Origin of the sequence: Flammeovirga sp. SJP92 (assembly GCF_001583495.1) — a bacterium.
Classification (GTDB): Bacteria; Bacteroidota; Bacteroidia; order Cytophagales; family Flammeovirgaceae; genus Flammeovirga.
This window is the reverse complement of the sequence record NZ_LQAQ01000061.1, coordinates 232,202-247,055: the sequence shown is the minus strand read 5'-3', so window position 1 is coordinate 247,055 and position 14,854 is coordinate 232,202. Positions and strand designations below refer to the sequence as shown.

Annotated in this window: 12 protein-coding genes and 1 riboswitch; of the genes, 6 read left to right on the top strand and 6 right to left on the bottom strand. The window is 35.2% G+C overall.

Features of this window, described 5'->3' with window-relative positions:
- Positions 1-26: 26 nt before the first annotated feature.
- From AVL50_RS13760 to AVL50_RS13745, 4 genes are all read right to left on the bottom strand, one after another.
- On the bottom strand, positions 27-623 hold the full coding sequence (locus AVL50_RS13760; RefSeq protein WP_062617073.1) for a chemotaxis protein CheB: 597 nt from the start codon (positions 621-623) through the stop codon (positions 27-29).
- Positions 624-640: 17 nt separating this feature from the next.
- Positions 641-1,468: a protein-glutamate O-methyltransferase CheR gene (locus AVL50_RS13755; protein ID WP_062617072.1), complete on the bottom strand. Its 828-nt coding sequence runs from the start codon at positions 1,466-1,468 to the stop codon at positions 641-643.
- A gap of 410 nt (positions 1,469-1,878) precedes the next feature.
- The gene (gene metX / locus AVL50_RS13750; protein WP_062617460.1) at positions 1,879-2,919 is read right to left on the bottom strand and encodes a homoserine O-acetyltransferase; all 1,041 of its coding nucleotides are present in this window, start codon (positions 2,917-2,919) and stop codon (positions 1,879-1,881) included.
- 135 nt (positions 2,920-3,054) lie between these two features.
- A riboswitch (SAM riboswitch) is annotated at positions 3,055-3,157 on the bottom strand.
- 122 nt (positions 3,158-3,279) lie between these two features.
- Complete coding sequence (locus AVL50_RS13745) at positions 3,280-5,682, bottom strand: TonB-dependent receptor (RefSeq protein WP_062617071.1); 2,403 nt, start codon at positions 5,680-5,682, stop codon at positions 3,280-3,282.
- A 220-nt stretch (positions 5,683-5,902) separates the two neighbouring features.
- Here AVL50_RS13745 and AVL50_RS13740 point away from each other — a divergent pair, with 220 nt between their 5' ends.
- Both AVL50_RS13740 and serA read left to right on the top strand, forming a co-directional pair.
- Positions 5,903-6,259, top strand: coding sequence for an MmcQ/YjbR family DNA-binding protein (locus AVL50_RS13740; RefSeq protein WP_062617070.1), 357 nt, complete (start codon positions 5,903-5,905; stop codon positions 6,257-6,259).
- A gap of 129 nt (positions 6,260-6,388) precedes the next feature.
- Positions 6,389-8,281, top strand: coding sequence for a phosphoglycerate dehydrogenase (serA, locus tag AVL50_RS13735; RefSeq protein ID WP_062617459.1), 1,893 nt, complete (start codon positions 6,389-6,391; stop codon positions 8,279-8,281).
- Positions 8,282-8,445: 164 nt separating this feature from the next.
- Here serA and AVL50_RS13730 read toward each other — a convergent pair whose 3' ends face one another.
- Complete coding sequence (locus tag AVL50_RS13730) at positions 8,446-9,768, bottom strand: alginate export family protein (protein WP_062617069.1); 1,323 nt, start codon at positions 9,766-9,768, stop codon at positions 8,446-8,448.
- Positions 9,769-10,003: 235 nt separating this feature from the next.
- On the opposite strand from AVL50_RS13730, the gene AVL50_RS13725 reads away from it, so the two are divergent.
- The 4 genes from AVL50_RS13725 (at position 10,004) to moaA (ending at position 14,284) form a co-directional block, all read left to right on the top strand.
- Positions 10,004-12,286, top strand: a complete 2,283-nt coding sequence (locus AVL50_RS13725; protein WP_216639047.1) for a molybdopterin-dependent oxidoreductase — start codon at positions 10,004-10,006, stop codon at positions 12,284-12,286.
- Between the two features lie 21 nt (positions 12,287-12,307).
- Positions 12,308-13,015, top strand: a complete 708-nt coding sequence (locus AVL50_RS13720) for a NapC/NirT family cytochrome c (protein WP_062617068.1) — start codon at positions 12,308-12,310, stop codon at positions 13,013-13,015.
- A gap of 1 nt (position 13,016) precedes the next feature.
- Positions 13,017-13,205: a hypothetical protein gene (locus tag AVL50_RS13715; protein WP_062617067.1), complete on the top strand. Its 189-nt coding sequence runs from the start codon at positions 13,017-13,019 to the stop codon at positions 13,203-13,205.
- Between the two features lie 110 nt (positions 13,206-13,315).
- A complete protein-coding gene (moaA, locus tag AVL50_RS13710) occupies positions 13,316-14,284 on the top strand; it encodes a GTP 3',8-cyclase MoaA (protein ID WP_063850729.1) in 969 nt (322 codons plus the stop codon).
- A 44-nt stretch (positions 14,285-14,328) separates the two neighbouring features.
- Here the strand turns inward: moaA and AVL50_RS13705 are convergent, their stop codons facing one another.
- Complete coding sequence (locus AVL50_RS13705) at positions 14,329-14,826, bottom strand: hypothetical protein (protein WP_062617065.1); 498 nt, start codon at positions 14,824-14,826, stop codon at positions 14,329-14,331.
- Positions 14,827-14,854: the final 28 nt, after the last annotated feature.

Here is a 14,854-nt window from a genome sequence, read left to right as displayed (position 1 = left end):
GTTTCAGAACTCTTTATAAGTAACGTCTATTTTTGATAAGCCTTGTATAAATCTAACAGAAAATTTGTAATTTTTTCAGCTTCAAGGCAAAAATCTATTTCAGTTACTTGCTTTGCGGACTGAGGCATGGTATTCATCATACTTTCCTCGGGGTCTTGAATAATGGTTACACCACCTTTATCTTTAATGGCTTTCATTCCTAAAGCACCGTCTTTATTGGCTCCTGAAAATAGAATACCAATAAGTTTCTCCTTATATACATAAGCGGCGGTTTTGAATGTAAGGTCAATTGCAGGCCTAGAATTATTGATCAGACCTTCTGTTGATAAAGATACTGTATTGCCTAATTCAATACATAAGTGATAATTAGCAGGAGCCAAGTATACCATACCTGGTCGGACTAATTCTTTATCAAGAGGTTCAAAAATAGGTTTTGAACTCTTTATTGATAAAGCCTCTATAAAACCATGCCTAACATGCTTTAGGCGATGCAGACATAGAAAAATAGGAATAGGAAAATCTTTTGGTAAATCTGCGAGCAGTTTTGTGATAGGTTTAAAACTGCCAGCGGAACCTCCAATCACTATTCCCTTGTATTTATTATGAAAAAATGAAGATTTCATTGAGTAGTGTGTGGAAGTTAATCTTTGATCTTCTTGTAAATTTTTTCTTCGTTGTTGACGACAACAAATTTATTGGCAATATCACACCAAATCAAAGATTCTTTTGATCCAATAGCAAGGTTACCATATTTAAAAAGACTGCCATGCAACTTTTTAAGTACCTCGTTTTGTAAAGTTTGGTTGAAGTAGATCATTACATTTCTGCATAAAATCAAGTCAAACTTTGAAAAAGGATTTCCTTTGACTAGATCTTGCACTCTGAATGATACTCGTTCTATTAACTCTGGTTTGATATAGAAAAAACCATTGTCTTCAACAAAGTAGCTTAAGAAGTCATGCTTCCCTCCGTAGCGTTCGTAATTTTGCTTGTTCAACTCCATATTTTTTGAGGAAAATGAAGCTTTCTTTGCCTTATTTATAATAGACTGGTCAATGTCAGTAGCTACAATTGTAGCACTTTCAAGACAGTTTAATTCTTTAAGAAGGATGCACATAGAAATTACCTCTTCTCCTGAGGAGCATCCTGCGTGCCATATACTAATTTTTCGATGTTCCTTTATTACTTCTGGAATAATTTCATCTCTCAGTGAACTCCAAAAAGTAGGGTCGCGGAACATCTCTGTAACGTTGACTGTAATCTCTGAAACAAACTCCTGAAAAAAAGCGGGATCGTTTTTAAATTTCTTAATTAAAGCTTCTACAGAAGTGAACTTATACAGTTCGATTACTCTTCGTACTCTTCGGGTAAAGGAAGACATTGCGTAATTCTTGAAGTCGTAATCAAAATTATCGTCTATATATTGGGTTAATCTTCTTAATTCTGCTATTTCAATATCACGTTGCATATTTTGCTAAAAAAATGATGACGGTTTTTTATGACGACCTAAATTATAAAAAAATTATGGTTATCGTGAGTATTAGATATGAAAAATCCTTCCCTCATGTAAACTTGATTAATGAGAAAAGGATTTTAAAATATGTTTCTATGAAATTATCGTCTTGAGTTAACAAGTTGAGGGCATTCTGAATGCATGTCCATAATTTCATACTTCTTTCTTTCTTTGTGGAAGTAGTTTGCACTCGCACTGTTTGCTGGTGCACAAGAGTAAATTAAAGCACCTAAAGTTAGTAGCGCGATTGATGACAAGATTCTTCTTTTAATATTTTTCATTGTAGCTGTTGGCTAATATGGATACTCGTTTGATGTCAATAATGACTGCTTACAAAGCCAATATACAAAATGTATGCCTAACTTTTATATTATTATTTTCTTTTTCTCTTTTTGTTTGAAGAAAGATTGTATCGCATTAGCGATTTTCTGAGTTTCAACCAAAAAGCCATCATGTCCATATAGTGAAGTGATTTCTTCATAGGTTACATTCGGAATATATTGAGTGATAAACCTTTGTTCGGAAACCGGAAAAAGTACATCAGATGTAATTCCAATGACTTGAGTATAAGCTTTAATACTGCTTAAAGCATCTTCAATTGACTTTCTTCCTCTACCTAAATTATGAGAGTCCATGGTTTTGGAAAGTGTCCAATAAGAGAAGGCATTGAATCTGCTGAGTAATTTTTTTCCTTGATATTCCTGATAAGAAGAAGCCTTGAAATTATTAGTGACAGTTTCGTTGTCTTCACTCTGTGTCTTTTCATAAGTGCTGTAATTACGATAAGAGAGCATCGCAATTGATCGAGCTGCAATAAGACCTCTGCTGCCTGCTTGAGGATCTTGTTTTCCCCATGTTGGATCAGCTTGAATTGCCAATCGCTGAGATTCATTGAAGGCAATTCCCCAAGGAGAATGTTTGGCGTTGGTAGCACAAATGATTAGGTTTTCCATTAAGTCTGGACTTGAAACGGCCCATTCTAAAGCTTGTTGTCCTCCAAGTGAACCTCCGATGAGTGTATTGATTTTCTCAATCTTAAGTTCTTTCCTTAGTAGATCAAGCGAAGCTACAATATCACGGATTGTGATTGCAGGGAAAGTATCATAATAAGGTTTGTTTGTTTCTGGATTGATGGAAAGAGGTCCAGTGGATCCATAACATGAACCAATCACATTGACACAAATAATAAAGTGATCTTTTGGGTTGAAAATCGATTGGTCTCCAAATAAACCGTTCCACCAGTCTGAAACTTCAGCATTGCCGGTTAGTGCATGACAAACCCAGATGATATTAGATCGGTCCTCATTGATCTGTCCTGTGGTTTGATAGGTGAGAGTTAAGCCATTTAATTCTCCTCCTAATTCAAGTTGGAACTTTTTATTATATGTGAAAAAATGCTCTTGCATTACCTTCTTTTCTTTTTTATTGAACAAGAAAATTGAGGGTAGGAGATTTTAGGATGACCTTTTGTAGCGTAATTATAGTGGATATAATTGAGCAGAATGTATTTGTGTTGACTTTCAGACGCCTAAATATTCTATCGTTTATATTTCCTAATAATTAGGCTAGGATGTAGCACCTTTTCATATTTGATGGTTGCTAGAGGGTCATTGAGCCTAGTCTCTTACCTCTTCTTTATAAACACTTACGTCTTACTAGATGTAAATGGTATGTGACTTCAAAATAAGTCTACAATTTATAAAAAAACAAACCTTCACTTCTAAAATTGATAGAAATGAAGGTTTTTATACAATATTTTTAAAAAATTACAATTCTACGATGATTCCGATAGAAGGTTGAACAATTCCATTAGTAGTTTCTATATACTTCGGAACGTATCTAGAAGGATCATTTGGATCTACCATTGGAGTACCATCTGCATTTAATTCAGTAGTAAGAATTGGTTGTCCTTGTGCTTTGTAACCATAAAGGTTTTGAATGTCAAAATAGAAGTTGATACTCCACTTGTCAAAGTAATAATACTTGTCAACTCTTACATCCAATTGATGAGAAGGTCCTAAACGTAAAGTATTTACTTGAGAATAATCCTTTACACCTCTTCTTTCGTTGTCCCAAACTTCTCTTTGCATAGAAGCATCTTCATCATATGGAGTGTATGGTGTACCGCCCGAGAATAACCATCTTGCGCCAATCTCCCAGTTTTTACCTAATTTTTTACCACCAGTCAAACTCACAATGTTTCTACTGTCCCATGATGAAGGTGCGTAATTGTTAGGGTCTGCGTTTGTAAACTCAGACATTACATAAGTATAAGAGAAAATACCATAAAATCCTTTGTAGAATTTTTGCTGTGCCATAAATTCTATACCTCTGGATCTACCTTTAGAAGTACTTGTAACTTCTTCACTGCCAATGACACCAAAGTCAGCACCTAAATTGGCTAATGAAATCTGATTGTTGACAGAATAAGGGTATTGATCGTAAATCTTTTCGAAGCCTTCAAGTGTTAACTTTAAGTTTTTCTCAGGAATTTTATATTCTAAACCACCTACTAATTGCTTGTTTCTGATATATAAAAGGTCATTTTCCTTATTGATGAAATCTTCACCTTCTTTATAACCCAATGTTGTGTAAGTAGGAAGTTGATAGTAAATGCCTGTATTGAAGTTCAAACTCCATCTTGGTGTAAATTGATAAGAAGCGGAGAACCTTGGAGAGAATTGATCTAAAAGATTTGACATACTATTCGAGTAATCATTCGCATCTACTCTTGCCCCGAGAGAGAGAGTAAGTTGATCTTGAATAAACTTTTTGCTTACAGTAGCAAAACCACCCCATTTATTTAAGCCTAAATCTGATTTGAAATTAATCGTTTCCAAATCGCCAGAAGAAAAGTCGTAAAGTGTTTGTTCTGTTCTGTTGTTGTACATCGCGTACTCATAATTCAATCCATAGCTGAATGTCCATCCTGAATTAGTGAATGTTACACCTTCTGCTCTGAATTTATTCTCTATCTCTTGTGATTTGTAATCATAAATTCTTGGCTGGCTCGTGTCATTTTCGGGGTGTTTGTACTGAGCATTGTTCAACATGTTTCTTGAAGCTACAAAAGTAAATGTTGAATTATCTCTAAAGTGCTCGTATTTAGCACCGATTGTGTAATTCCATTGCGATTGTTCAGGGGTGTTGTTTAATGTATAAAGGTTTTGTTCGTAATCTTCGTCGGAAGGGTCACCAGGTGAATCCGCTAATTTAAAACGGTCAATGGCGCCAAGTCCTACAATTGAGATTTGATTTCTTTGGTTTAGCTTGTATTTGTACTTTAACTGAAAGTCATTATAAGTAGGCAAGAAAGGAAGTCCTAAAACGCTGAATAAAGCTTGTAAGTAAGATTGGCGAGCAGATACTACAATTGAAGATTTTTCAGTGACAGGTCCTTCAAATGTAACACCAATATCAGAAGTGCCAATAATTACATTGGTGGTATGTTGATCTGTACGGCCATCTTTTTGAGTAAATTCCATTACTGAAGACAAAGCGTTGCCTCTTCCCGCAGGGAATGCACCAGAGTAGAATTCAACATTTTCTATAAAATCAACATTGATCATACCTACAGGTCCACCTGAAGCTCCCTGTGTGGCAAAGTGATTAATGTTTGGAATTTCGATACCATCAAGATAAAATCTATTTTCGTTTGGAGCTCCACCTCTAATTAAAATGTCATTTCTAAAAGAAGCTGTAGATGCAACACCAGGTAACGATTGTAATACTCTAGATATATCTCTATTTGCACCTGGTGCTCTTTTTACTTCCGTAACACCAATTCTTTGGACTGAAACAGGAGATTCATCAGATTTATAAAAACCGTTTGCTACAACCTCAACTTCATTTAATTCTTGAGTAGATGAAGTTAATTTAAAATCAACAAGAGCAGGTCGTGAATTAGAGACTTCAACTTCTCTTGATTCAGGAGCATAACCTACGTAATTTACAACTAAATTGTAAAGACCAGGTTGGAGGTTTTTGATTTCATAAGAACCGTCTTCTTTTGTTGTTGCACCAGTAGACGTTCCCTGAATAACTACTGTGGCATAAGGAACGCTTTGGTTGTTAGATTTTTCGCTTACAGTACCTCTGATTATACCCTTCTGAGCAAATGCTGTCGAAGAGATTATAAAAATTGAAAAAATAAGGTGAAAGTATTTCATAATTGTAATTTGTCTAAGTATAGAGCTTAAACAGTGTAGTCGGTGAATTGTTTAGAATATTTGCTAGATTTTAAGCCACAAAGTAAGGTTGAAATTTTAACTTTTGAAAGGAAAATTCACAGAGTGAAAGGGTGTTATAAGGTTTACGTTGTTGATTTTCTGTTTATGTGCTTTGTTTTTAGAGGATTATAAATGTTAACTAATTGTTAAATTTTAAGAAATGAATATAGAAGATTTTAGAGATTATTGTTTAAACAAAAAGTCAGTGACTGAAGAGTTTCCTTTTGATGAGAAAACTTTGGTGTTTAAAGTGGCCGGGAAAATGTTTACGCTCACCGATATTGATAACTTTGAGAGTTTCAATGTGAAATGTGATCCAGAGTTAGCATTAGAAATGAGGGAGCGATATAATGGAGTGAAAGCAGGGTATCATATGAATAAAAAGCATTGGAATACTATCACAGTTTTTAGTGACCTTCCTGAAGCTGAAATGTATAAAGCTATAGACCATTCTTATGACTTGGTCTACAATAAATTACCGAAGAAAATACGGGAAGAAATTGAGAAAGAAAGCTGAAAAATGTTCAATAAGTATAAAAAAGAGTTCTTTTTTTTACGAAAATTACAATAAATACCTAAAATATATTCAAATGTCATTATTATATGATACTTTTGACCAGCGGTTGTAACTAAAAGACAAATGAACATGGCGAATAAGAGATTTTTTGTAATTGATTTTGACAGTACGTTTACTAAAGTTGAAGCACTTGACGTATTGAGTGATATACTTTATGAGGGTACTGACAAAAAGGAAGAAATTGGGAGTAAGATCAAAGAACTTACAGATCAAGCAATGGCTGGTGAGTTGTCTTTTAGAGAAGCTTTAGAGCAACGATTGGCCTTATTGGATGCAACGAAGAAAGATGTAGATCAACTTTCATCAGAGCTTAAAAAATTAGTTTCTGAATCAGTAAAGAGAAACAAGGCATTCTTCTCTCAAGAGAAAGATAATGTATTGATTGTTTCTTCTGGTTTTAAAGATTTTATTGCTCCAGTAGTGAAAGATTTTGGTATTAAAGAAGAAAATATTTATGCCAATACTTTTACTTATAATGATAAAGATGAAGTGACTGGATTTGATGCTTCAAACCCATTATCGGAACATAAAGGTAAAGTGAAACTGATGGAAGAACTGTCATTGGATGGTGAGGTTCTTGTAATCGGTGATGGCTATACTGATTATGAAATTAGAGAAGCAGGTTTGGCGAAAACATTCTATGCTTTTACGGAAAATATTAAAAGAGAAAAAGTACTTGCAAAAGCAGATGTTGAGGCAAGTAGTTTTGATGAAATACTATATTCAATTAAACATCCTATGGCGACTTCATTCCCAAAGAGTAAAATAAAAGTATTATTACTGGAAAATATCCATAAAGACGCAAAACAGAAATTAGAAGACGAAGGCTACCAAGTAGAATTATTAGGTGGTGCTTTGGATGAAGATGAGCTTTGTGAGAAAATCAAAGGTGTACATATCTTAGGTATTCGCTCTAAAACGATGCTTACACGTAAAGTAGTAGAAGCGGCAGATCGTTTGATGTTAGTAGGTGCTTTCTGTATCGGTACTAACCAAATAGATCTTCAAGCATGCACAGATCATGGTGTAAGTGTTTTTAATGCTCCTTTTAGTAACACTCGTTCAGTAGTGGAAATGGCAATTGGTGAGATTATCTTATTAATGCGTCAAATTCCAAGAAGAATGCGTCAGATGGATAGAGGAGAGTGGAGCAAGTCTGCAAATGGTAGTTTTGAGGTAAGAGGTAAGAAACTGGGTATTATTGGTTATGGTAATATCGGTTCACAATTATCTATTCTTGCTGAAATGTTAGGTATGGATGTGTATTACTATGATGTAGTTGAAAAACTAGCATTAGGTAATGCAACAAAACTGAATTCTTTAGATCAGTTACTTTCTACTTGTGATGTGGTTTCACTTCATGTTGATGGTCGTGCTGAAAATAAAGGATACTTTACTGGTGAGCATATTGCTAAAATGAAAAAAGGAGCAATCCTTGTTAACTTAGCGAGAGGCCCTGTAGTTGAATTGGAAGCGTTACAACAAGCGTTACAGAGTGGACATCTTGCAGGAGCTGCAATTGATGTGTTCCCTGTTGAGCCAAAGAACAACAATGATACTTTTGATGCACCATTGAAAGATGTAGATAACTTGATCTTAACACCTCATATTGGTGGGTCAACTTTAGAGGCGCAAGAAAATATCGCGGACTTTGTACCAGGTAAAATGATTGAGTATGTAAATACAGGTAGCTCATTTAACAGTGTGAACTTCCCGAATGTTCAATTGCCTCGTTTGGAAAATGGACATCGTATGCTTCATATTCATAAAAACGTATCAGGTATTTTGGCACAAATGAACAACGTGTTTGCAAAGCATGGTTGTAACATTTTAGGTCAATACTTAAAGACGAATGAAGATATAGGTTATGTAATCACTGATATTGATCAGACGTATCAGCCTGAATTATTAGAAGATTTAAGATCAATTGATAATACAATTAAGTTTAGAACTTTGTATTAATAGTTGATAATGATTTAATCAAAAAGAGCTTATGGTTTAAAGATCATAAGCTCTTTTTGTTCTCTAATAATCTGATGTAAAATTAATTGTAAAAGAAAAGGTTATCTCAGTGCTGAGATAACCTTTTTATATGTTGAACTATAAAACTTTTCTTTGATAAAGAATTAGTTTTTAGCTTCCTTTTTTGTTGAGAATAAAGTTGGCTTGATTACTAAGCCCATCCAACCCCAGTTGTTGAATTTAGTGTGGTCACCACCGTTGTTAGCAGCTGTTGCATATTGCATAGATTCTGTTGCAAACATACCTGACCAACCACCTTGGATAGTGATGTACTTGTTGAATTTATGGTTGATGATTAAGTCGAATTCAGTACCTAAGTTACTGTCAACTTCTGCTCCATTGTTATCAGTAATTTTTGCAGCAGACATGAATTGATGTAATCTACCATAGAAGTTCCATTGATCGTTTACTTTATAAGTAGCGCCAATGTAGATGTCTGTAAGACCACCATTAGGGTTTCTTCCACCTACGTAGAAGTAATCCATGTGACCATTAAATTTGTGGTTTGTGCCAAAATAAGGGTTGAATGAATTGTTGTCTCCAGCGTCAGCATCGTAAGCAGTACCTGAAAGGATCTCACCACCTAAAATGAAACCTAACTTGTCATTAGGGTTGAATAATAACTCAAGTAGACCATTGTAAGCTCCAATTGTTTGCTCATTTGCACCTACACCAGTTTTGCCAAATTGATAGTAAACAGATGCGTTTAAGCCAAATTTACCAGGTCTCCATTCACCGTGTGCACCTAATGTTTGTTGGTAAACAGTTTGGAAATCATTTCTATTAGGTTGAGCTACATCTGTTTGCTCAAGGCCTAAATTCATAAATAATGCAGATAACTTAAACTCTTCAAATTTCTTGTGGAACCATAAGTATTGCATTGCTTTATAAGAATTGGCTAAATTCTGAGAGTAGAAGTTAGACTCGCCAGTAGTTGCAATTGAGAAACCTGCATGTAGTTTAAAGCTCTTTTCATATCTTAAAACTAATGCATCATGGCTTCTTGCCTGCTGAGCCCAATCTACTGAACCAAAGATTCTGTGGTCATCATATACTAACTCTTGACGACCTACTTTAGCTGAAAACGCTTCAGTAAATAATAATTCACCATAAGCCTCATGAATATGGAAGTTTCCATTGTCTTTGTTGGCAAAGTGATTGATTTCACCCCATGTTCTAACATCTTGTACTGAGAATCCCATTTTGAACTTCTCACTCTTATCGTTAAATAAGAAACGTAGTCTTGCTCTCTGAGATACAAAATCTGCTGCACGGTCAAGATCACCGTTAGATGGTCTTAGTGCACCAAATCCATTTCTATGTTCATAACGAGGCTTTAATTGAGCATCAATTGAAAAGTCTTGTGCTAGAGCGAAGTTGCTCAGTAACAGAAGGATTGATGCAGGTAGTAGTAATTTTCTTAACATACTATAAATTAAGTTAGATTAATATTGACTGCGCTAAAATATCTTAAAAAAAATAGCATAGCAATTTTAGCTGAAAAATGTTTTGTGAATAAACAATAAAGTTAGAAAGGTATGACTATCATCATGTTTTTATGAGAAATTGTATCACAAATTTACATCGTAACTCTAAAATTATTAATTTCTGAGAGGAAAAAGATACATATAAATGTAAATGAAAATTTAATACTTATTGTCAATGGGGAAACAAAACGACAAAGAGAATCTGAATCTATCGAGGAGAGATTTTTTAAAACTAACTGGAGGTACAGTAGCTGTAGGTGGTGCTGCCCTCAGTGGTTGGGGGCTTACCGAATTAATTGTTGATGAAGGTCCAGTGAAGTCATGGCACAAGTCAGTATGTAGATACTGTGGTACAGGTTGTGGCGTGATGCTGGGAATGAACAAAGAGAAGTTAGTTCGTGTACGCGGCGATCAGGAAGCACACAATAAGGGCGTTATCTGTATCAAGGGATCAATGTTAGATTCATTGATGAAGGATCCTAACAGATTGAAAACTCCAAAAATCAAGAAGGACGGTAAATTCGTTGAGGCTTCATGGGAAGAAGCAATGAGTTTGATGACTTCTAAATTCAAAGAAGCATTACAGGATCATGGCCCAGAAAGTATTGGCTATTATGGTTCTGGTCAGCTATTAATCGAAGAGTCGTATACAGCAAATAAGTTATTTAAGGCGGGATTAAGATCAAATAATGTTGATGGTAACCCACGTTTATGTATGGCTTCTGCTGCAGTTGGATATACACAGACTTTTGGTAAAGATGAACCTCCTGGGGCGTATGTTGATATCGATCATGCTGAAACATTTTTCTTAATTGGTTCTAATGCTTATGAGTGTCACCCTCCATTATGGGAACGCATCATGTTGCGTAAGAAAGCCAACAAGAATGTGAAAATTATAGTTGTAGATCCAAGAAAAACAAAGACAGCTGAACGTGCAGATATTTACCTTCCGGTTTTACCAGGTAAAGATATGCTATTATTGAACTCAATGTGTTCAGTAATGTCAGAATTGGAATTATTGGATGATGATTTCATTGCAAAGCATGTTAGCTTTAATGATGGTGCAAAAAAGATCTCTTTGGAAGAATACAAGGAGTTTTTGAAGGAGTACCGTCCAGAGAAAGTAGCGGATGAATTAGGTATCACTCCAAGAGAAATCAGAGAAGTGGCTTATCAATTTGCTAGCTCAAAAGCAACGATGTCTTTATGGACTATGGGTATTAACCAAAGAGTACAAGGTGTATTCTTGAATAACACTCTTAATTCCCTTCACCTAATCACAGGTCAAATTTGTCGTCCAGGTGCTACTCCTTTATCACTGACAGGGCAATCGAATGCTTGTGGAGGTGTTAGAGATACTGGCTCATTAGCTCATTTGTTGCCTAACGGTAGATTAGTGGCCAATGGAACACACCGTCAAGAGATGGAGAAATTATGGAAAGTTCCTGAAGGTACTATTGCTCCAAAACCTGGTAGACATGCTTTAGCAATGTTTGATGGTATGGTAAAAGACGAGGTGAAAGCAGCGTTGATTATGTGTACGAACCCAGCACAAAGTTTGCCAAACAACCAATATTATAGAGAAGGAATGGAAAAAGCTTTCTTAGTAGTATCGGAAATCTTTGCGGATACAGAAACAGCTAAGTTTGCAGATATTCTTTTACCGGCGGCACTTTATATTGAAAAAGAAGGTGTTTACGGTCAAACAGAAAGAAGATATCAAATTATCGAAAAACTGAGAGAGCCAGTGGGTGACGCTCGTTCAGATTTTGATATTTTGGTTGATTTTGCCAACAGAATGGGACAAGGTAATTTGATTACTTATAAAACACCGAATGAGTGTTGGGATGAGTATAGAAATATATCTAAAGCAAGTAAATATGACTTCAGTGGTATCACGTATGATCGCTTGAAGAAGGAGAGAGGTATTCAATGGCCTTGTCCTTCGGAAGATCATCCGGGTACTGTAAGAAGATATATCAAAGGAGACCCTTTTGCTGACAAGCATGTCAATGATCAACATAAAGTTCATTTCTATGGAAAACCTGACGGAAAGGCTGTAGTATTTGCAAGGCCTTATAAAGCAGGTGTAGAAGATGTATCTGAAGATAAGCCATTATTCTTAACCACTGGTCGTGTGATTTCACAATGGCATACTGGTACGATGACTTATAGAATTTCCGAACTGAAGCATTCTGCTGGTCCAGGTCGTTTTGTATTCCATCCTCAGGACGCTGGTTTGAATAATGTGAAGAAAGGAGATAAAATTGAGGTGGAAAGTAGTCGTGGTAAGATGCAAGGTATCGTGGATATTTCTGATCACGAAACGCCAGGAGTTGTCTTTGGTGCATTCTATGATGCAAAATTCTTAGTGAACAATGTAGTTTCAGATGATCATGATCCAATTTCAAAGGAGCCTGATTACAAAGTGACTGCGATCAAAGTAAAAAAGGTATAACAAATTAACTTCTTTAGATTTATGGAAATAATATTAGATGTATTGGCAATATTTGTGCTCATCGTAGAAGTTATATTGCTGTATCAATTAAGAGCTAATAGACATGAGTTAAGTGCCAAAGTTAGATCTATGGTGCTTTTTGGAATCATTGTATTCCCGTTGTTGGCGTTATTGTTAGGTAATTATCACGTTTTTGTGTCTTCAAAAGAATCAACAACGTGTCAAAGTTGCCACGTGATGTCACCAATGGCTAATGATATGATGTTCGATTCTCATTCTCAGACATTAGCATCAAGACATTATCAAAACGGTTGGATTGCTGAGCATGAGTGTTATAGCTGTCACGCAGATTATGGTTTTCAAGGTACAATGAAAGCAAAGTTGGATGGCTACCGTCACTTAATGCGTTATGTAACTAAAACATATACAGAACCTATTCGTTATAGAGGTGAATTTAATTCTATGAACTGTTATGGTTGTCACCAAGGTTCAAGAACTTTTGAAGCTGTTGACGAGCACGCTCCTGTAGTTGAAAATTTGTTGGGTGATGATCCTACAATTTCATGTTTGAACTGTCATGGTAGAGCACACCCTGAGCCTTCAAAAAGAACGCCAGGTAGCAAAGAGTACAAATGGCTTTCGGATCCTAAAGTGAAGGAAGTTGTAAATGCTCAAGAAGTAAAAGATTACATTAATACACTTGCTGCTTCAGCAGAACAATCTAAATAACATGAGAAAAGTATTTATAGAAAGTATGTTAGTGATTGTAGGTTTGGCAATCTCTATTCCATATATCATATTTCCAAACCCTTATCTAATGTTCTTATTTGTATTTGTTGCTCAGCCTTGTATTGGAGTGGCAGTAGCATTAGTGCTTTGGGAAGTTTATAAAGATTTGACAAGCAAAGATCTTCTATAAAAGATTTTTAATCATTTCTTATATATTATTAGGTCTTGTATTCTAAATAGCAGAGTACAAGACCTATTTATTTATTAAATTGCACATTCATTCACCACAAATTGAATAGCGTGTTAACAGATAAGTTTCAAAGACAAATCAAATATTTACGATTGGCAGTAACTGACCGATGTAATCTGAGATGTACCTATTGTATGCCTGAGCATATGAAGTTTGTTCAGAAAGATAAATTATTGTCTTTTGAAGAAATGTTGAGGTTAGTGAGTTTGTTGGCTGAAAATGGAGTTGAAAAAGTCAGAATTACAGGAGGGGAGCCATTCGTAAGAAAAGGTTTAATTCATTTCTTGAGGGAATTGGTGAAAATTGAAGGAATTAAAGAGGTGGCAATTACCACTAATGGAGTTCTTTTGGACGAATACTTGGATGAACTTGAAGAGATAGGGATTAAAAATATCAATTTGAGTCTTGATGCCACTTCAAAAGAGAAGTTTTTTGAAATAACACGCAGAGACGATTTTGATAAGGTGATGCAATCACTGAAGTTAATGGTCGCAAAAAACTTTAAGGTGAAAGTGAATATGGTGGTGATGGAAGGTAAAAATACGGATGAAATCATACCATTGGCCAACTTTGCAAAATTATATCCTATTCAAGTTCGTTTTATTGAAGAAATGCCTTTCAATGGTAAAGGGAAAAAGGTTTCCAAGAGCTGGAATTATATTGATATAGAAAATGAACTAAAGAAGGAGTTTGTAGATTTAAAAGAATTAGATGGTTCTTCAACAGCCAAAGTCTATTCTTCAGGTCAACTTAAAGGCTCTTTAGGAATTATACCGGCTTTTACTAGAACTTTCTGTGGGACTTGTGATCGTTTGAGAATTACCTCATTAGGTGAGTTGAGGAATTGTTTATATTCTCAAAAGGGAATGGACCTTAAGTCAGTGATAAGAAGTGGGAGTTCTGATGCAGAAGTTATTGAAAAAGTAAAAGAACATTTACTCTTGAAAAAGGCATCAGGTTTTGATGAAGAGAAAAACCATAATAAAGATTTAGATTCAATGTCCTTAATTGGAGGATAAAAAAAGAGGTAACGTTTGATTACCTCTTTTTTTTTGAACATTTTTTATAAATCGCTTTCACCTACTAAAGTGATTGAAAGTTGTTTAAAACCTTTCAATCTAGTATTAGTGTTTGGATTTGGTCTTTCCTCAAACGGGTCCTCACCTAGAACAAATCTTTGACAAGTACCTGATGTGATTTCCAATTTGTAACCTTCAAGGCCTGTAAACCATGCACCCTGTAAAGGAGGATCAACAGAATCATCGTCAGATTCAACTGCGTATACAAAATAAGAACCTTCAGGTAAATCTACAGTAAATACATCAATACCTGTAGTCATTCCACAATTAGGGTCTGTTGCATATTGTCTTAACACACCTGTTTTTACAGGATCATCGTTATTGTCAGTAATCGTGATTGTAATTTGTTGTTTTGAGAATCCTACTGTCTCATCTGCATAAAAAGTTGCATTGCCTGGAATTGCTTCTTCATCGCTACCACAAGAGATAATAAATAACGGGATTGAGATGAACAGTAAGAGTTTAGAAATTAATTTTAACATGATGAATTATTCTAAATGATTAAATTTG